The sequence below is a fragment of the Phyllobacterium lublinensis genome (assembly GCF_020164435.1).
Lineage (GTDB): Bacteria > Pseudomonadota > Alphaproteobacteria > Rhizobiales > Rhizobiaceae > Phyllobacterium > Phyllobacterium lublinensis.
This window is the reverse complement of sequence record NZ_JAIUDQ010000016.1, coordinates 1-17,041: the sequence shown is the minus strand read 5'-3', so window position 1 is coordinate 17,041 and position 17,041 is coordinate 1. Positions and strand designations below refer to the sequence as shown.

20 protein-coding genes, 1 tRNA gene and 1 pseudogene are annotated in these 17,041 nt (G+C 54.1%); 15 read left to right on the top strand and 7 right to left on the bottom strand.

The window, feature by feature from the left end:
- Positions 1 to 36 precede the first annotated feature (36 nt).
- Positions 37 to 1,548, top strand: a complete 1,512-nt coding sequence (gene amaB, locus K9U38_RS17790; RefSeq protein ID WP_370631990.1) for an L-piperidine-6-carboxylate dehydrogenase — start codon at positions 37 to 39, stop codon at positions 1,546 to 1,548.
- Positions 1,549 to 1,764: 216 nt separating this feature from the next.
- On the opposite strand, the gene K9U38_RS17785 is transcribed toward amaB, so the two are convergent.
- Complete coding sequence (locus tag K9U38_RS17785; protein WP_224495691.1) at positions 1,765 to 2,265, bottom strand: hypothetical protein; 501 nt, start codon at positions 2,263 to 2,265, stop codon at positions 1,765 to 1,767.
- On the opposite strand from K9U38_RS17785, the gene K9U38_RS17780 reads away from it, so the two are divergent.
- The 4 genes from K9U38_RS17780 to K9U38_RS17765 all read left to right on the top strand — a co-directional run bounded on the left by K9U38_RS17780 (position 2,255) and on the right by K9U38_RS17765 (position 4,636).
- Positions 2,255 to 2,584, top strand: coding sequence for a hypothetical protein (locus tag K9U38_RS17780; protein ID WP_224495690.1), 330 nt, complete (start codon positions 2,255 to 2,257; stop codon positions 2,582 to 2,584). The genes K9U38_RS17785 and K9U38_RS17780 overlap by 11 nt on opposite strands.
- A gap of 37 nt (positions 2,585 to 2,621) precedes the next feature.
- A tRNA-Arg gene (locus tag K9U38_RS17775) sits at positions 2,622 to 2,698 on the top strand.
- A gap of 305 nt (positions 2,699 to 3,003) precedes the next feature.
- On the top strand, positions 3,004 to 4,140 hold the full coding sequence (locus K9U38_RS17770; protein ID WP_224495689.1) for a hypothetical protein: 1,137 nt from the start codon (positions 3,004 to 3,006) through the stop codon (positions 4,138 to 4,140).
- Positions 4,141 to 4,300: 160 nt separating this feature from the next.
- Positions 4,301 to 4,636: a hypothetical protein gene (locus tag K9U38_RS17765; RefSeq protein ID WP_224495688.1), complete on the top strand. Its 336-nt coding sequence runs from the start codon at positions 4,301 to 4,303 to the stop codon at positions 4,634 to 4,636.
- A 263-nt stretch (positions 4,637 to 4,899) separates the two neighbouring features.
- On the opposite strand, the gene K9U38_RS17760 is transcribed toward K9U38_RS17765, so the two are convergent.
- From K9U38_RS17760 to K9U38_RS17750, 3 genes are all read right to left on the bottom strand, one after another.
- Complete coding sequence (locus tag K9U38_RS17760; protein ID WP_224495687.1) at positions 4,900 to 5,220, bottom strand: hypothetical protein; 321 nt, start codon at positions 5,218 to 5,220, stop codon at positions 4,900 to 4,902.
- A gap of 908 nt (positions 5,221 to 6,128) precedes the next feature.
- Positions 6,129 to 6,494 carry a c-type cytochrome gene (locus K9U38_RS17755; protein WP_224495686.1) on the bottom strand — a complete coding sequence of 122 codons (366 nt, stop codon included), beginning with the start codon at positions 6,492 to 6,494 and terminating at the stop codon, positions 6,129 to 6,131.
- A 175-nt stretch (positions 6,495 to 6,669) separates the two neighbouring features.
- The gene (locus tag K9U38_RS17750) at positions 6,670 to 6,918 is read right to left on the bottom strand and encodes a hypothetical protein (protein ID WP_224495685.1); all 249 of its coding nucleotides are present in this window, start codon (positions 6,916 to 6,918) and stop codon (positions 6,670 to 6,672) included.
- 38 nt (positions 6,919 to 6,956) lie between these two features.
- On the opposite strand from K9U38_RS17750, the gene K9U38_RS17745 reads away from it, so the two are divergent.
- From K9U38_RS17745 to K9U38_RS17735, 3 genes are all read left to right on the top strand, one after another.
- Positions 6,957 to 7,157: a hypothetical protein gene (locus tag K9U38_RS17745; RefSeq protein ID WP_224495684.1), complete on the top strand. Its 201-nt coding sequence runs from the start codon at positions 6,957 to 6,959 to the stop codon at positions 7,155 to 7,157.
- 165 nt (positions 7,158 to 7,322) lie between these two features.
- Positions 7,323 to 7,535 (top strand): hypothetical protein, encoded by a 213-nt coding sequence (locus K9U38_RS17740; protein ID WP_224495683.1) that lies wholly within the window; start codon positions 7,323 to 7,325, stop codon positions 7,533 to 7,535.
- Positions 7,536 to 7,573: 38 nt separating this feature from the next.
- A complete protein-coding gene (locus K9U38_RS17735; protein ID WP_224495682.1) occupies positions 7,574 to 7,771 on the top strand; it encodes a hypothetical protein in 198 nt (65 codons plus the stop codon).
- Positions 7,772 to 8,579: 808 nt separating this feature from the next.
- Here the strand turns inward: K9U38_RS17735 and K9U38_RS17730 are convergent.
- From K9U38_RS17730 to K9U38_RS17720, 3 genes are all read right to left on the bottom strand, one after another.
- Positions 8,580 to 8,804, bottom strand: coding sequence for a hypothetical protein (locus K9U38_RS17730; protein ID WP_224495681.1), 225 nt, complete (start codon positions 8,802 to 8,804; stop codon positions 8,580 to 8,582).
- A gap of 4 nt (positions 8,805 to 8,808) precedes the next feature.
- On the bottom strand, positions 8,809 to 9,039 hold the full coding sequence (locus tag K9U38_RS17725; RefSeq protein WP_224495680.1) for a hypothetical protein: 231 nt from the start codon (positions 9,037 to 9,039) through the stop codon (positions 8,809 to 8,811).
- Positions 9,040 to 9,178: 139 nt separating this feature from the next.
- The gene (locus tag K9U38_RS17720; protein ID WP_224495679.1) at positions 9,179 to 9,355 is read right to left on the bottom strand and encodes a hypothetical protein; all 177 of its coding nucleotides are present in this window, start codon (positions 9,353 to 9,355) and stop codon (positions 9,179 to 9,181) included.
- Positions 9,356 to 9,913: 558 nt separating this feature from the next.
- Between K9U38_RS17720 and K9U38_RS17715 the strand changes: the two genes are divergently transcribed.
- From K9U38_RS17715 to K9U38_RS17685, 7 genes and pseudogenes are all read left to right on the top strand, one after another.
- A complete protein-coding gene (locus K9U38_RS17715) occupies positions 9,914 to 10,168 on the top strand; it encodes a hypothetical protein (RefSeq protein ID WP_224495678.1) in 255 nt (84 codons plus the stop codon).
- A gap of 821 nt (positions 10,169 to 10,989) precedes the next feature.
- The gene (locus K9U38_RS17710; protein WP_370631983.1) at positions 10,990 to 12,396 is read left to right on the top strand and encodes a DUF1254 domain-containing protein; all 1,407 of its coding nucleotides are present in this window, start codon (positions 10,990 to 10,992) and stop codon (positions 12,394 to 12,396) included.
- A 769-nt stretch (positions 12,397 to 13,165) separates the two neighbouring features.
- Complete coding sequence (locus K9U38_RS17705) at positions 13,166 to 13,357, top strand: hypothetical protein (protein ID WP_224495677.1); 192 nt, start codon at positions 13,166 to 13,168, stop codon at positions 13,355 to 13,357.
- Positions 13,358 to 13,539: 182 nt separating this feature from the next.
- On the top strand, positions 13,540 to 13,908 hold the full coding sequence (locus K9U38_RS17700) for a hypothetical protein (RefSeq protein WP_224495676.1): 369 nt from the start codon (positions 13,540 to 13,542) through the stop codon (positions 13,906 to 13,908).
- A 418-nt stretch (positions 13,909 to 14,326) separates the two neighbouring features.
- Positions 14,327 to 14,767 (top strand): DUF982 domain-containing protein, encoded by a 441-nt coding sequence (locus K9U38_RS22150; protein ID WP_370631982.1) that lies wholly within the window; start codon positions 14,327 to 14,329, stop codon positions 14,765 to 14,767.
- Between the two features lie 157 nt (positions 14,768 to 14,924).
- Positions 14,925 to 15,083: a hypothetical protein gene (locus K9U38_RS17690; RefSeq protein ID WP_224495675.1), complete on the top strand. Its 159-nt coding sequence runs from the start codon at positions 14,925 to 14,927 to the stop codon at positions 15,081 to 15,083.
- Positions 15,084 to 16,116: 1,033 nt separating this feature from the next.
- Positions 16,117 to 17,041 (top strand): annotated as a pseudogene (locus tag K9U38_RS17685) (hypothetical protein); the annotation flags it as partial.

The window sequence follows — 17,041 nt, the reverse complement described above, 5'->3', positions numbered from 1 at the left end:
GTCATGTCAAACATACAAGTAATGAAGGGAAGCAAGATGACCATTGCTCAGGAAGTAAGATCGCTCCTCACGAAACTCGAAGTTAACGAGGCCGCCTATACGGGCGGCAACATGCCGTCCTTCAGTCCGGTGACCGGCGAGAAGATCGCAGATATCGCCACTCATTCCGCCAGCGATACGGCCAAGGCGATCGAGAAGGCTGACGCAGCCTTCCGCCAGTGGCGCCTTGTGCCGGCGCCAAAGCGCGGCGAACTTGTGCGCCTGTTTGGCGAAGAACTGCGTGCCCGGAAAACCGAACTGGGCCGCCTTGTCTCGATCGAGGCAGGCAAGATCCCTTCCGAAGGTCTGGGCGAAGTACAGGAAATGATCGACATCTGCGATTTTGCCGTCGGCTTGTCGCGTCAGCTCTATGGCCTGACGATTGCTACTGAGCGGCCAGGTCACCGCATGATGGAAACCTGGCATCCGCTTGGCGTCGTCGGCGTCATTTCTGCCTTTAATTTCCCCGTGGCGGTGTGGTCGTGGAATACGGCGCTGGCACTCGTCTGCGGCAATGCGGTCGTCTGGAAACCCTCCGAGAAAACACCCCTGACAGCCCTTGCCTGCCAGGCCATTTTTGAGCGCGCCGTAGCCCGCTTTGGGGACGTCCCCGCCGGGCTTACCCAGACCCTGATGGGCGACCGCACCATTGGTGAGGCCCTCGTCGATCATCCGAAGGTGGCTCTCGTTTCGGCAACCGGTTCGACACGAATGGGTCGCGAGGTAGGACCGCGTCTTGCCAAGCGTTTTGCGCGTTCGATTCTCGAGCTTGGCGGCAACAATGCCGGTATCGTCTGTCCTTCGGCCGATCTCGACATGGCCCTGCGGGCCATTGCCTTCGGTGCCATGGGAACGGCCGGCCAGCGTTGCACGACGCTCCGCCGCCTCTTCGTGCATGAAAGCGTCTATGACACATTGGTTCCGCGCCTGAAAAAGGCCTATGAGAGCGTCACTGTGGGCAGCCCCCTGGAAACGTCGGCCCTCGTTGGACCGCTTATCGACAAGGCGGCATTCGACACGATGCAGAAATCACTGCGCGAGGCCGTTGACCATGGCGGCAAAGTGACCGGCGGCGCACGTGTCGATACAGGTCACGACAATGCCTATTATGTTCGCCCTGCCATCGTCGAAATGCCGAAGCAAGCTGGGCCTGTGCTCGAGGAGACCTTCGCCCCTATCCTCTACGTGATGATGTACAGCGATTTCGACCAGGCGATCGCTGATCACAATGCTGTCGGCGCGGGCCTCTCATCGTCGATCTTTACCTTGAACCTGCAGGAGGCCGAGCGTTTCCTGAGCGCGGATGGCTCGGATTGCGGCATAGCCAATGTCAATATCGGAACCTCCGGTGCGGAAATCGGCGGCGCCTTTGGCGGCGAGAAGGAAACCGGTGGCGGACGTGAATCCGGCTCGGATGCATGGAAAGCCTATATGCGCCGTGCGACGAACACCGTGAATTATTCGTCTGCACTTCCGCTGGCACAGGGGGTTTCATTCGACATCGAGTGATCCCGCATCTGCCTTTGGACGTTCCCGCATCGCCGGGAACGTCCGCCTTATCGCGTCATGCGAACATTTGTAACGCGGTGCGGTTTTTAGTACAAAACCTGTCGTCGATATTCATATTTTTCTTAAATTTACTTTGTCGTTAAATATCAAGCCGGTCGCCGTGAGGCGGCGCCCCAATCTGCGCCAGCCACCTCCACATGATGTCGATCCGATCGGTCAGGCCGTGAGTTTCAGCGCCTTTGAAATCTCGTCAAGTGTCGAACGTTCGGCGTCGCTCACCTGTTCACCGCCAAAGCCCAGGAAACCGCCTTCGCTGGCCGCATTCGCCACGCGCTCGCTGATGCTACGGAGCCACGCCTTGAACCCCGCCGCATCGGCCGGCGCTTTCGCGTCAACGAGCGCGGCGGTCTGACCGAGCGTCTCCAGGATGGCGCTTTTCATTTCGGCCGGCTGCTTGCCAGCAAGTCTTGCCTTGATAGCATCGCGCGCTGCTGAGCGTCCCTCCGATGTCTCGAAATCGGCAACCAGCGACTTGATCAGGGTGTTCGAACTGGGATCGGCTTTGGCCGCGAGCAAGGCACTGCCGCTCGCCAGTCCTTCTTTGGTCATGCCGATCAGGCCGCTCGGATCCGCGAGCGTGATCGCCATTCCCGCCAGCATGACGCTGCCCAGCAGTTCGTTCCATTCCGCCGTAGTGAAATCTGTCTTGGTCGCCATGGGAAGTCTCCCTTTTCAGTGGACGCGGCTCAAGGCCGCCAAGCAGTTCGCAGACATCATCGCGCCATGCACCACAGGAATCAACGGAGTTATTGTGACGAATCCTGTCGAAGCTACGGCAAAGCTCATCCACCTCCTGGAACCGAAATGCGAGCGCATCCTGAACCTTGGTTTGGTAGAGCGTGCTGCACAGGCCATTGGTGTATCATCGCCCAGTCGAGTTACGACTGAAACAGATCGCCACTCGTTCGACCTCTGGCTTGGGATATCCGCACCGTTTCCAAAATTCGCCATTGAAGCCTTGCCCCGCATCGGTTAGAAACGCTTCGCGCATGTAAGGCCAACGCCTTGTATCAGCACCCGTAGCTCAGCTGGATAGAGTGCTGCCCTCCGAAGGCAGAGGTCACAGGTTCGAATCCTGTCGGGTGCGCCAACTTTCCCAATAAAATCAATTAGATACAGCGACGCTGAGAGTCGGCAAAAACCCTCGCATACTTTAGGTAAGCAGGGGGTAAACATGGCGCGGAGATTGGATGAGCTTTGGGGGCACCACCAGCAATCCCGAGCGCGGTTTGGTCAGTAGACTCGGTTCGTTTGAGACCAATTAGTTAATACGACGATAAGCGTATCTGCGCGCCGGCTTGAATGTTTTCGCGAAGTTGATATCGCATTTAGCGAAAAGCTGAGTGCAACGATCTTGATTGGGGGGATTATTAGGTGAGATTGCGAATTTCCTTTATGGCATCCGCCGTGCGAATAGCTATGGCGTTGCTGGCTTTCAACTTGCCATTTCCAGGAGCAAGCCTGGCGGCAGACTTTGAAGTATTAAAAATTGACGGAGTGAACGTTTCGTTCGTTACATTGAAGGGCGAAATCGTAGACGGAGACGCGAGCAGATTTTTCAAGGCCGCCAAGGACTTGGCAAAAGCCACAATTATCTTGAACAGTCCCGGTGGATTGGTCCACGAGTCTTTGGAGATAGGGGCTGAAATTCGTCGCCGTGACTTTGCCACGTTAGTTTTACCAGATGGCGAGTGTTATTCTGCCTGCGGGTTACTTTGGTTGTCTGGAGCGAGGCGATATATGTCTGCCTCATCCAAAATAGGATTTCATGCCGCCTTTCGCGAAGAAAATGGCGAATACCGTGAGAGCGGGGTAGCAAACGCGGAAATTGGTTCATTTCTAACCTATCTGGGATATCGAATCGAAGCCATTCGCTTTTTCACCGTCGCAGGACCAAGCCAGTTTTCGCTGCTTACTCCAGAACTCGCACGCTCGCTCGGGATTGATGTTTTCGAGAATGACGGAGCAGCCTTAACTACTCCTAGGGATGCGCCAACCGTTGATGTGTATGTCAACCGGTGGATTTCATATGCGCTACTTCGATCCCCTCTCTGTCAATCATTACTTAAGCCAGAACCAGCCGATCTAGAATCAGGCTTCCGCGATGCATTTGAGCGAGGAAATGCAATGGTGGGAGCTGAACAATGGATCAAACTTTGGTTGCCCTATATCGACGTCGTGAAAGAGCGCACCAGTAAGGAGGGAATCAAGGTCTGTTTGGATGCAGAAGAATCACTTCGCCAGCAGGCTCAGCCAACAGGCATTCATGAGCCCAGTTTCTCGTGTTCGAAAGCCCAAACTCCCACCGAACGCGCGATCTGCTCTGATGGAGGCCTACGCTCAAAAGATCGGGCTCTAGGTCAAATTTATTTTTGGATAAGAAACAATGTCGAATCCGGCTTGCGTAAACGCCTCCTCGCCGCACAACGGTCATTTCTGGCGGAACGAAACAAATGCGGCTCAGACGTCATGTGTTTGAATGCTGCTTACGATTCAAAGCTCAACCAAATGAGCTCTGTTAAATTGTTCTAATGAAATTCCCCCGCTGCCGTAGTAACCACCGACGAAAGCGGGGCGCATCGTCGTATCCACATTTGTTTTCAGGCGACTTCGCTGGAGCCGTGTTGACAGCCCACAAGTTTTGCCGCTCATTTACGGATCGACGCTGGGGCAGTGTCTAGGGGGCAGTATCATGAACAAGTCAATTTCCGCTGCGGTCGTTGTGGCCGTGGGATTGGCCGGCTGTGCGAAACGGCCGGACGCAATCGTGCCTGTCGATATTCCCATGGCAGCTTATACCAACTTAGGCTGTCAGGGTTTGGCGCAGGAACTGGTCAAAGAGCAAAATACGCTAGCGAGTCTTTCGAAGCAGCAGAACCAAGCGGCTACGGGTGATGCCGTAGGTGTATTCCTACTGGGCGTCCCGGCATCTAGTACCTTTGGCGGCGATAAAGAAGGTCAAGTTGCGGTTTCCAAAGGGAAGGTAAATGCCATTGAATCGGCAATCAGAAGCAAGGGTTGCAGGTAGGAGCTGATTTTGGTCGCAGAGTCAAAGATAGGAACTGTGGTTAAAGCCGAGTGTTCGAGCTGTGGCGGTCCAAGAAACTGTGAAGTCATGGGGCACCATTTGCAAAGCGGCGGCGACGAGAACTACAGCTTTTAGAATTGGCCAATACAGCATCAAGCAAGGATTGACGCCGCTCCTTGTAGCCCTGCCCATTTACGGTCTTGTTCGAAATCCGATATGAAATGGCGAGTGTACCCATTTAGCGGTCCCACATTGCTAGACGCTCAACCGCCGATGCATGCGGAGGGCGCCGCCCGGCCAACACCCCACGATAGCTGTCCCTGCACGATGGTCAGCGTCCGCTGGCCATTCGAAAAGGTCGTTCCATCTGGTCCCATGGAGGGCAGATCGACTGCGCTCGCGCCGTTGACGGATACCGAAGCTCTATCGCCGAGGAGACGCACTGCCAGATGCGTGCCGTCTTGACACGTGTAGTTGCTGACGGGATAGGGGTTGCCGACGCCGATCGAAGCTCCAGGCGTGGATTGCTCGCTGCTTGCAAGCACCAGGGCGCTGATTGCCGCGATTGATAGATGACCACCCACCATTTTAGTCCTCCAAACTGCACCACCTTAGCAAAGACTGTCGGATCATTTCCGGAACCCAATTCGTCTCATGCAAGTTGAACAACATTGGGTCCCCCTTCAACCCAATATTGTACGCATAGGGCTTGGGCGGTCGAAAACATCGATGACTGACCAAGCCTTATTTAGCTGCTGACACCGCAAAAAATTGATCCACTTTTGCATAGTGATGACCCGAGAGCTCTCAGGTGTAGGCCACTACCCAATTCCGGAGGAACAATGAAAAGAACCTACCACAATTGCCCGATTTCGGATGATCCAGTGCACGAGGTATTGCCCCGCACTGGGGATTTCGTCGAGTTTCTCTGCCCTAATTGCGGTCGCTTTCGAGTCTCTCGTACCGCTCTCAAAACAATGAAAGACCGTACCCGATCAGAGAGGGAAGCTCTCCTGACTAAGGCGAGGTTGAATGCTCAAGGCGGAGAGAGCATACCTTTAATCACCAATGTCAATTAGTGCTTTACCGCATTCGTCGTCGTACTATGAAAAATGCCCAGATGATCACGATGGCGGCGATGGCCCCTAATGGATATGCTATCCTACTGGTTGAAAATAGTTCCGCTGAAACGGTCGAAAACATTGCCAACCCCACCTCTTGCCTCGTCTGATAGAGGACCAACGCGCAGCTAACGGCAGTGTTCCGTAAGGACATCCCCAGCCAGCTGTGGGAAGAATTTTGCTCAATTTGATCGATGAGTCGCGCATATCTCCGGCTAGGTTTTTATAAAAGTTCGGTTCCGTCGGGTGGCTTCCGAGGAAAAACATGTTTATTGTTTTTGTTGCATTTTCCCGCCTCGCTCTATGCTATGTGGCGCGAAATGTGGAACGAAATGTGGCCCATTGTGCCGACCGTTTCATGCCGAAAAGAATTAGTCGCCGGACTTCAGGAACTCGATGATCGTCTTGCGTTGCGTGGCATCGGTAATGCCGCCATAGGGTTTCATGCTGTTGCCTCTTACCACCTGGTCGGGATTGGCGATGAACTGGTCGAGATTTGCCTCGTCCCAGATAATGCCGGACTGCTTCATCGACGACGAGTAGTTGTAGTCCGGCAATGAGCCGGCCTTGCGGCCGACGATGCCGGCGAGGTTCGGACCTTGCCGGTTGTCGCCTTCCTTCATCGTATGGCAAGTGCGGCAGCTATTGTTGAAAGCGGTCTGACCATCGTCCTGGGCAAGCGCGAGAGGGCACGTCAGCCCGCCGACGAGACCCAGCGCGAAAAAGCGCGTGTTCATGACTTTCTCCGGTTCTGGTGCCGGAGCACAACGTCTGCCGGTCAAAGTCGTTCCGCGAGGCTGGCGCTATTCAACCCGCAAAATTGTTCACAGCAGATGGGTGACCATTTAACGGTTGTTGTCAATCTCACCTTGAAACTTCCGGTGTGACAGGCCGATAGATTGCCGTTCCTGATCACGCATGTCCAAACCCCTCAGTGCTCTTCGCCGAGAGAATCAGACTGATGTTCTTCGACTTGCATTTCGAACATTTCAGTTCGGGTACCAAATCATTCCGCATGGTGCTGTGATCTCGCCCAAGCTTTGCAGCCAGCAGCACCAGGTCAAGCTTGGCGTAGTGGCGGCACTTTGGATTGTTGCAGCAGGCGCGCAGCATATGATCAGTATCGATCAATGCTCCAATGGTGCCGAGTGTCATTACCATGGCTACATCTGCACCGGCCGCCAGACGGTCCGCTTTTTATGAACCCCGTCCCGATCGTCTTCGAATGGCACTACTTCACAGTCGACTACATCGCACTCCCGGCAGCGGAATTTCAGGCTCCTGAACGTACGACCGTGGCCGTTGACGGTGGCGAGATCACTCGCAACGAAAAATCCCGTCTTCTCGCATTTCCGGCAAGTCACCCGCACCAGCATGCCATGCCGAGCGGCCTGCCCTAGAGTTTTGAGGGTTCGAGTCATAGAGAACAAAATGAGAACGTATTCCCACCAAGTCAAGGTCGACGATGGTGCCCGGCTCTCTCTTGCACACAACCGAAGATTGTTTAACACTCTCGATGCAACGGGGCGTGGAGTGAAACCATCAATAGTACTCGTAATGCCTTTATGGAGCGCCTGAAGAGAGTCATCAGCGAGTATCAGGTGACGATCGATCGGCTGGAAACCGGGCAGGAAAAAGTTTATCGAACGAGCCGATCTGGCGAGAAGGAAGATATTTCTCTCCAGACTGCTGACCATTATAGGCGGCTGCTTTCCCACTACGCGGAAATCGTGGCGCGCAACGATGCGTCACCCACAAAGTCGAAGAGAAAGAAATGACCGTGCCCTGAACGCTTAAAGCACGCTGGGAGTTTGAAATGGATAGACCCAATCGCCTCGCCATTGACGACATTTGCGATATCCTGGTCGAAGTTCGGGATAGAGCCCATCATGAAGGATACGGGCTCCTGCAACATCTCATCAACGAAGCGTTTGAAGAGGCTAGACAGATCAGGGCGAGTATTAACGAGGTCGGCGAGACCACGATGCTTGTCTCCGACGCATCTCTCAAATGAATGCTCCAGACAGGCAAGGCCGCTCAGCCGACGGAACAGTTCCGGTGAAACCCCGTTTATGCTGCGACAGCGTCGGTTGTGTTAACCAGACGTGACGGCAGGGCGGACAGGACAGTTTTTCTGGTTTCCGGTCTTGGCCAACGAAATGGCAGGCGAGCGCATATCCCGTCCGACCGATGCTGTCGCTCCATGTTGGGCCGCGTTGAATCAAAAAACCGCCGCTGGGAGGCAGCGGCGGTGTGAGAGGTTAGGCTGGTTAGGGGGGACCAAAGCCTACCATCAAGTTTATCCCAATTGTTGCGAGGGACAATCGGGGTTTCCCTGAATATCGCAAGGGGTTGTACTCATCACAGGTCGGCAAACGGAACGTTTGTCACATTCGCAAGTTTATAGCGCGTTGGAGGCCCGTCCCCGACAGAGGCCTGATGAAGAGTCACCCCGTTCAACGCATCAGGCCTCACCCATCCCCGCGACCTTAATCATTTATTAACCATGCAGGAGCAGCCTTGAGTGGCTGACCCCACCCAAGTCCCTGATACTGGTCAGTGCACCCGGCCGCTGCTCCCCATCAGCGGTCGGTTTTTCTTAGTTTGGGACTCTCGTGCGCTCTGCCTATGTTAGCCGATCGTTCTTTCGGAGAGTATATTAACGTCAACCTCTTAGAACCGCATTTAGAGCACTTTAAAAATCGCAACAGATCAACTGTGATCGACGTGATTGCGGCCAAACTTCAACGCAAGGGCATCGATATCCAGATCTGCATGATGATCGATCAGCCCACCGAACATGCCGTTGTCGGATTGATCGGTCAATTTATGCTGTCAGGCTTGTGCGTCGGCTTGTCGCCTTGGGTGTACTGCCACACAACTGCCCAAGCGTCGACGTATTCACCCTCACTCACCATTGAGCCGAAGCTGGGGGTTGCACCTATCTCGATGACGAAGCCCACTTCGCTGTCTTCGCGCAAATGCACTCGTGCAAGGATCTGCAAGGCCTGATCCAGCGTCATATCGATCACACGTAAACTGCTCATTTCTTCATGCTCCGTCTAACCACCTGTCCAGGTAGGGAATGATATCGCCATCACGCATCGTCCCGGCGTCAAGGTCGCTGCGTACTGCAAGGATCGCAGCACGCGCTAGCGCTTTCATGTCCACATGTCCGTCAATGCTGACGGATTTGAGGTTCGACGTATGCTGTATAAAAGCTTGTTTCCTGTCCATTGCCGCGATCATGGCTATCGCCACCTTGTCGACTAGGCTGGTCACCATTGCCTCCCACCGTGATCTTGACTGGCTGCTTGATCTACAGCGACGTTTCCGCCCAATCAAATAAATTCCCGGTTACACTAGCAGGGCATGCGGGCCCTACTGCAGCGAACACATGCCGACGTCGAAGTCTAACAGTTTACTTTTCGGAGTCCTTCTTGGCCTCTTGCTCTGCCAGCCGCTTTAGCAGCTCATCACTCATCGGCTCGTCGGAGATCGGCTTGTAGCGACTGCGCAGCGCATGCTTATAGGCGCTGCGGTTCAGTTGTTCTCTGACCACTTTTGCGATGTCCGGCTTTACCTCTTTTTCGTTCACCACACATGACCTTTCCGGAGGGGAAAAACGATAAACGCCAAGGCATGGTTCCAACTGGCCGATACAAGCGTCCGAATTTGTTCGATTAATTCGATTAAATTGACTCCAAGCGTCCACTGGAGGACAATTCCAAAGTCGCCAGGCATTTGTGGCCACTGGTGCTAGAGAGATGGAACGTGCTCCCGCCTTACACCCATGGGGAGAACTCCATGCTTCACCTTCTCATTCAGTATAATTATTCTTCCGAAGATTGGGCTCTGATGCAGCGCTGCCATGCCAAAGCATCTGCGATCCTGCATCGCTGTCCCAAGACGCACAAGAACGCTAACCGACTTGCTCGGACTTAATGAATCTTTTCGGCCAAGGCTTGCGCGATGAGTTGCTGATTGCCACGCGGGCCGTGGAGCAGGAAGTTACCGTGACCAATATCTGGAGCCAGCGAGACAGCGCGGTCCTGAAAGCCACAGTGACCGAAACGTGGGTCAAGGCTTCGAATGACAATCGGGTGTGGCAGACGACGGTCGTTCCCCCACGTCACCGCCCCTGGAGGTTAATAACATGGGAAATCTAAAGACATTCAAATTCTATTCTCACGAAGACTGGGATGTGATGGAGCAAGCGCATCGCAGTGCTTGCCGAGAACTTTCGGTGTCTACCAACGCTGAGGAAAAGCAACGCCGCCTGGCCAAACGGGTAATGACGCTGTTTGACTGTGGTTTGCGCGATGAGAATGTTATCGCGGCGGCCGCTGTCCGTCAGGAACGTTTCATTGCGGAAACATTATCTCTGCGATCCAATTTGCAAGGCTCATAACCCAGTCTACCCGCAAGTTTCGCAACAGGGGTCCCGCTGGAGGAGAGAGGAGCATGTCCAGTACTGAGCTGAACCGAATTGATAACAAATTGGAATGCCCCCGCTGCCACACGATCTATTTGGCCCTTACGCAGAATGTGAGCAGCTATACCCCGATCCATTGCAGTTCGTGCGCTACGTATTTGGGCACATGGCGCGAACTTGAAGCGGATTTTTTTGCTCAAGGCGGGTGCGCAGGAATTTTCGAAATGCACGATGGCCAAATCATACGCAGGGCATGATGACAAAACCGTGGAACCTTAATTTCTGGCACTCGTTCGCAAATTGGCTGCTACCTGTCAGCCGAACGTGGCTGTCACCCCGGCTAAGCCATGTTCAGGAGACCTGGCCCGTCCGACGCGGACCGGGTCTTTTTCGCAGCATCCAATGGGAGACGGTAAGTTCGATGCGGTAGAGACGCAAATCCAGAATGCGCGCACTATTGATCACATTCAGAGTTTCTGATTAACGCACCAAAGTTGTGGCGCATTATGTGGCGCAATATGTGGCCTAAAGTGCGCTTAAATCAGAACCAAGTTAAGCCGAGAAATTCACGCTGCGGGGATAGGCCACCAATGCGGGCCCCTTTCTATATGATCATCGGTTGTACCCGCCCTCAATTGGGCCAGCCACCCAGAAAAAAGCTATCCTAATTCTGGAGCTAAAAATTCTGCATCCATACCGCACAATTAATCGGAAAACGAAACCGCATTTACGGTTACGTACTTTCCCTGACCGACGAATTAAACAAGTCTGCAGGTCGACAACAGGAGGACGGCGGCATGAGAGGAGCTAAATTGGTGGCGGCGGCATCGGCGTTTGTTGCGATGATATCGGTAGCCAATGCCTTATCCCCCAGTGGACTGAAACAACGGACGGTTGAGCGCCGCGCGGTCGAAGCTGTCATTTGGGGAATCCCGGCGGTCAATTATGACTTGATGCTGCAGGAGATGCTCACAAAGACCAAAGGCAAGGTGAATGAGATCATCTATTGGTCGCGTCCGCTTGACTGGCACAATCAGACCCTGACACCGAATCCAGACGCGATCTATCTGATGACTTTCACTGACACGCGAGATATCGGACCTGTCGTTATCGAGGTGCCCGCTGCTGAGGGCGGTTCGATCAACGGCAACATCGTCGACGTCTGGCAAATGCCGCTAGAGGATGCCGGACCGTCAGGAGCCGACCAGGGTAAAGGAGGAAAATACCTGATCCTGCCTCCTGGATACAAAGAGCCGGTTCCCGATGGCTACATTCCCCTGGTATCGAATACCTATGGCGGATACGCGCTTCTCCGCTCAAACCTCGCCAGTCACAGCGATAACGATATCGAGAAGGCAGTCACTTACGCAAAGGGGCTGAAGGTCTATCCGCTTTCCAAAGCCGCCAATCCCCCGGAGACGGTCTTCACCGATGCCAGCGACATTCTGTTCGACTCGACAATCCGCTACGACACAAGCTTTTTCAAATCCCTCGACCGTATTGTGCAGAGTGAACCCTGGCTGCCTCGTGATCGGGTCATGATCGACCAGCTTAAATCGTTGGGCATCGAGAAAGGCAAGCCATTCCAGCCGGACGCGGTGACGCGCGAGCGGCTTGAGGGAGGCATCAAAGAAGCCCGCGAATGGCTCGAAGCAAAATACGATACAGAACTGATACCCTTTTACGAAAAAGGACATTGGAATTTTCCCGCAAATCCGGACCTGGTAAAGGCCGCAGTGGCCTCGTTTGACGAACCCGACGCCTATCCGGTCGACATCCGAGGTTTGACTTACAGCTACGCCTATATCGGCATCAAGCGCCTGGGTGCGGGACAGTTTTATCTGATTTCCATCAAGGACGAGCATGGCGAGACTTTTGACGGTGCTAAAACATATCGCCTTAATGTTCCCGCTGCCGTTCCGGTTGAGCAATATTGGTCACTGACAGCATATGACCGGGAAACCCATGCTCTGATCCGCAACATGCCTCGTGCGAGCCGCTCTTCGCAGATATCGGATCTCCAAAAAAACGGGGATGGATCGATCGACATTTTTCTTGGACCTCAAGCACCGAACGGCAAGGACGCGAACTGGATACCCACCGATCCTAAGCGAGACTTCGAATTGATGTTCCGACTTTACGCCCCGACCAAAGCATTGTTCGATAAAGCTTGGGTCCTGCCCGATGTCCGGCGGGTGCAATAAAACCTACGCAAGGGCCAGGAGCGGCTAAACTTCCGGCGTGACAGGCCGATAGATTGCCCTTTTAAATCAACAAACGTTTCAAAATTTCCGTTGCATCAACGTGCGGCACAACTGCCAAAAGTTGAAACTCGATTCTTCGCCACCGATTACATATGACCAAACCCCTCCGTGCTCTTCGCTGATAGGATCAGACTGATGTTTTTCGACTTGCATTTCGAACATTTTAGCTTCGGCACTAAGTCTTTACGCATGCTGCTGTGATTGCGACCAATCTTGCTGGCCAACAACGCTAGATCGAGCCTCGCGTAATGCCGACACGTCGGGTTGTTGCAGCAGGCGCTAAGAACATGATCGGTGTCGATCAATGCTCCAATGGTTCCGAGTGACATCATCATGGCTACATCTGTACCGGACGCCACACGGTCCGCTTCTTGTGAACCCGGTCACGATCGTCTTCGAATGGTACGACTTCACAGTCAGCCACATCGCACTGCCGGCAGCGGAATTTCAGGCTTTTAAATGTGCGACCGTGGCCATTGACGGTAGCCAGATCACTTGCAACGAAGAATCCGGTCTTATTGCATTTGCGGCAAGTTACCCGCACGAGCATGCTGTGCCGAGCCGCCTCACCCAAAGTTCTCATCGTTCTTGTCATGAGAACAAAATGAGAACATATTCCCACCAAGTCAAGGTCCTCTCTGATCGACTGGCAGCGGGGGAACCGCTTCTAATATGAGACGTTGCATTTCTTCAGGTTGGGAGAGAGGAAATGGGCGTAGACGAGCCAACAATGGAGGAGCTTCGGGTAGAACTGTCGAATTTGCGTGATGATCTCGCCGTGATTGAAAGCAGTGAAATCTTCGCCAAGAACTCCATTGATTATCCAGACGCCCTCAAAGCCATCAGAGATAGGGTCGCCGAAATAGAATCAGTCATGGAGCGCCAAAAACATGAGCGATGAACCCATTAGTCTGCCGCCACAACCCTATCCGGCGCATATGGAGAAGGCGCGACCGGGCTTTTCGAACACTACTGCATGCATGAGGACTGCAAGTCGTGGGGAGCGTTTGGCTTCGAAAGGCGTTACGGCCAGGAGTACTGTAGCGAGCACAAATTTGACGGCATATCCGAAAGGAATGAACCATGACACCCAAACGGCGATCGCCGGAATTGTCTGAGTTGGACACGCTAACCATCGAAGCCGCGATCATACGCCAGCAGATGGACGATTTGGGTCAAAAAGTGAGGAAAGCATCTCTGGGGCGAGTCATGGATGATTTGATGGCCGATCTGATAGAAAAAATCAAACTCATGCAGATCGAGCTCAACCGCTGCGAAATCGAGCAACTGCAACGTGTCGCGGTCGCGACGACAAGGCGGTCTAAGAAGATTGTGAAGACCAATCCGAAAGGACTAAGTACCGGACATGCGTTTTACCGTCGTAATCATTTCGAGCTATTCGAAGGGGAAGACACTTGCGTACTCTCAGTTGGCACCGGGCAGACCATCTAGGTCGATGCCTGTTCGATAACTGCGATGCAGAGGCTTAATGGCTTAACCAGCCTCACCACCGCCGACAACGATGTATTTTCGGTTCTAGAAGACCTGGAGGCAATAATGCGCTCCAATCCAAAGGCAGGCCACTGCCGCTATTGACTGCGAGTGGACTGCTGGGATTTAGTTCCGGAAGGATGGGCCCCGGCATAGCCCATTCTTGTAGATGGTTTGATATCGGACATCAGGGTATGATTACCAAGTGCTGTGTCCCTTGCAGCATAGGCTCGGCGAAGGTGCCCCAACCCCCGCCCCCTAAAGCCGAGCCTGTTTCTTTAGAAGCTGTCCATCGCTTGGAACCTTAGTCTCTCACACTCGTTTACTCATTAGCTGTTACCTGTCAGCCGAACGTGGCCGTTTCCCCCTCGACTAAGCCATGTTCAAAGGACCCGGCCCGCCTTCAACGCAGACCGGGTCTTTTTGCGACGTTGGACGTTACATCAATTGGTCTAATCCGGAACTCTCTCCATTCTGCTACCGTTTTCTGGTCATGGAAGATTACAAGTATTTTCAGAACGTCGCCCTCATGCAGCATGGCACCACGACGAACATCAACACTGCGTATGACGCTTCCGTGTTCGCCGTTCAGAAACGGCCGGAGGAACGCGGTCCAAAATACCTAATGTGCCTGGAGATTTTTTTGAAGTGCCTTGAGGGAGGCTGTTCTGCTGCTGTAGCGCGTGTGGCGTTTGTGGAGGCAGCGCGGGAAGCTGGCATCTACGTTGAGGCGAACCCTCGGCCAGAGTTTACCGGTCCCCAGAAGCTGCAGCGTTGGGGTAAGCGCAAAACCTTGGCGCGGGATCGCAGACCCAAGTAATCCATATGCGTTCTTGGCCCGGCCTGCCACGCCATCGCAGGCTTATTGGTACTCCGTCCGAGATAGGATATCCTCGGGTATGAGTATACCGAGGCCACAGCATCCTCCATTCCATCCTGAGCGCTTCGGCGAATGCCAGAGGGCAATAGAGGACCACATGCTTGGGCTGCTTGGGGACGCGATCGACGCCGGCTGGAGCAAAGACGAAATTTTGGCGGCTATGATCGCGCTGGCGGATGATACTGCCCTGGCTATGCATGAAAATGTGTTGCTATCCGTGGAGACGGAGCTGCGAAAATTCAAGAAAAAACGCTAATGTCAGACGCAAAAAGTAAGACAGCTTCCCCGCCGATGACTATTGCCTTCAGGAGACTGTACGATCAATCCTTGGATCGTATTGGGATTGAGGATGCGCTTCGAATTCCCAAGAACATCTTCGTCTGCCCTGATTGCATGAAGAATGTAGTGCCTTACAATTCTGATCCGCCGCAATTCAAGCATTATCGCTCAAATCCCCAGTGCAATAGGTCCCGGATCAATCAAACGAAGATTGAGCTACGGAAAGGCCAGGACCAGCGCTGACATCAGAGCGGCAATCGAAATAAACGATCAGACCGGGATCAATAGGCTCCAGAACCGTTACGCGCGTTAGATCCAGATAAGTCAACTGGAAGCGGCAGTCGCTCGTCATTGTAGTCATCGGATGCCAGCGCGGAAGTCACGCCATGCCGACCATAAACATCAATACCAGCACTTTCATTTCGGTATACCCCGCCAGTTTCGCTCGATTGGTTTCTTGGGTTGCAGGGGCCAAGTGAATAACCACGTGACGATCGAGATGGACCAGCTGAAAAGAATGCCTATCCCGATGCATACGATGAAGGTTGCAAATGTCATTTCGACTGCTCCTGTTGTCTGGCCATGTTTGCAATCAGGGCCTGGACCACGGCGGCTACTCCCTGCCGGTTTAAGCCGCTACCTGACTTGATTTGATTGGCGAGGTATTTGCAGCCCAAATCCGTCAACGCGGCACGGCCTGCAAAATGCGGCGCTACAGCTCCAACCGCGCCCCCAAGCCAAGGCATTCCAATGGCGGAACCAACACCAGCACCTACGCCTGCGCCAGCTCCTGTAGGTCCGCCAATTATCGCACTCAAGCGACCGACCGAGCCGCTATCGGGCAGGGAAGGCATCGTTCCTTCGCCAGCGCGAGCCAAATCAGCAAAGTCGCCCTGACCTCGCGCGAATGCCCGACGCCCGCGATTGCTCGCCGGCGCACTGGAGGCCACTTCCCGAGACAGGACGATATATTGCGCGTATGGTGTAGGACCGAATGTCAGGGGATTTGAATGCGAATTGGTGCGATCTTGACCGACAAGGTGGGCGTCTGGCTGTCGTTAAGCCTTGCACTGCTGTGTGCGTCTATCACGCCTTCGCCAGCGCAGACCGCGGCAGCGCCGCCGCCCGCAAAGGTTGAGGAACTGATCAAACTCCTGGATGATCCGGAAATCAAAGCGTGGATCAACACGAAGGGTGCACCCTCCGCCGCAGAAGTACCTGCTGTACCAACCGCGAGCGATTTCATGCTCTGGTCGAATACCGTTCGTGCGCATCTGCGGAGCATCGCGCAAGCCATTCCGGCGGTACCTGATGAATTTATGGAGGCTCGCTCCACAATCATGACTGAGATCAGCGGACATCGTCCGGGAGCGATACTCGTGCTCTTCGTCACATTTGCGGCGCTGGGCTTTGGCGCCGAATTTGCCTTCCGGCGTTTAGTGACCGGGGGCAGCCGGAATGTTGCCTCAGCCACGGTGGAGGTAGGCACGCCAGCACGGCACCACCTGATTGGCCGGACGATCTTCGCCGCTATCGCACCACTGATGGTTTTTACTTTTGCCAGCATCGGCGCTTTCCTGGCCTTTACCTGGCCGCCGCTGCTGGCTGCGATCATGTTGCCCATGCTGGTCGCGTTGATCGCGTGGCGCGTGATCATGCGAATGACCGCCATCCTGCTCGGCACTGATCGCCAGCAACTGAACGATGGCAACCACTCCACAGTTCGCCTGATCCCGATGGATGATGTGATGGCAGCCTTTTGGTATCGCCGGATTGCCTTGTTCACCGGTATCTTCTTTACCGGATGGGCGGTGGCCCGCGTTATGATCGTGCTTAATTTTACGCCCAGCGTCAGGAGCCTGATCGTTTACATAATTGGCCTTGGGCTTCTGGCTGTTGCAGTCGAAACCGTGTGGCACCGACCCGAAGCACCCG

Coding starts and splice junctions, on each gene's coding strand:
- K9U38_RS17730 (WP_224495681.1), bottom strand. CDS start 8,804: ATGAGCAGTTTACGTGTGATCGATATGACGCTGGATCAGGCCTTGCAG.
- K9U38_RS17705 (WP_224495677.1), top strand. CDS start 13,166: ATGGGCGTAGACGAGCCAACAATGGAGGAGCTTCGGGTAGAACTGTCG.
- amaB (WP_370631990.1), top strand. CDS start 37: ATGACCATTGCTCAGGAAGTAAGATCGCTCCTCACGAAACTCGAAGTT.
- K9U38_RS22150 (WP_370631982.1), top strand. CDS start 14,327: ATGTTCAAAGGACCCGGCCCGCCTTCAACGCAGACCGGGTCTTTTTGC.
- K9U38_RS17770 (WP_224495689.1), top strand. CDS start 3,004: ATGGCATCCGCCGTGCGAATAGCTATGGCGTTGCTGGCTTTCAACTTG.
- K9U38_RS17765 (WP_224495688.1), top strand. CDS start 4,301: ATGAACAAGTCAATTTCCGCTGCGGTCGTTGTGGCCGTGGGATTGGCC.
- K9U38_RS17690 (WP_224495675.1), top strand. CDS start 14,925: ATGCTTGGGCTGCTTGGGGACGCGATCGACGCCGGCTGGAGCAAAGAC.
- K9U38_RS17750 (WP_224495685.1), bottom strand. CDS start 6,918: ATGGTAATGACACTCGGCACCATTGGAGCATTGATCGATACTGATCAT.
- K9U38_RS17700 (WP_224495676.1), top strand. CDS start 13,540: ATGACACCCAAACGGCGATCGCCGGAATTGTCTGAGTTGGACACGCTA.
- K9U38_RS17755 (WP_224495686.1), bottom strand. CDS start 6,494: ATGAACACGCGCTTTTTCGCGCTGGGTCTCGTCGGCGGGCTGACGTGC.
- K9U38_RS17735 (WP_224495682.1), top strand. CDS start 7,574: ATGGATAGACCCAATCGCCTCGCCATTGACGACATTTGCGATATCCTG.
- K9U38_RS17745 (WP_224495684.1), top strand. CDS start 6,957: ATGAACCCCGTCCCGATCGTCTTCGAATGGCACTACTTCACAGTCGAC.
- K9U38_RS17740 (WP_224495683.1), top strand. CDS start 7,323: ATGGAGCGCCTGAAGAGAGTCATCAGCGAGTATCAGGTGACGATCGAT.
- K9U38_RS17715 (WP_224495678.1), top strand. CDS start 9,914: ATGGGAAATCTAAAGACATTCAAATTCTATTCTCACGAAGACTGGGAT.
- K9U38_RS17710 (WP_370631983.1), top strand. CDS start 10,990: ATGAGAGGAGCTAAATTGGTGGCGGCGGCATCGGCGTTTGTTGCGATG.
- K9U38_RS17785 (WP_224495691.1), bottom strand. CDS start 2,265: ATGGCGACCAAGACAGATTTCACTACGGCGGAATGGAACGAACTGCTG.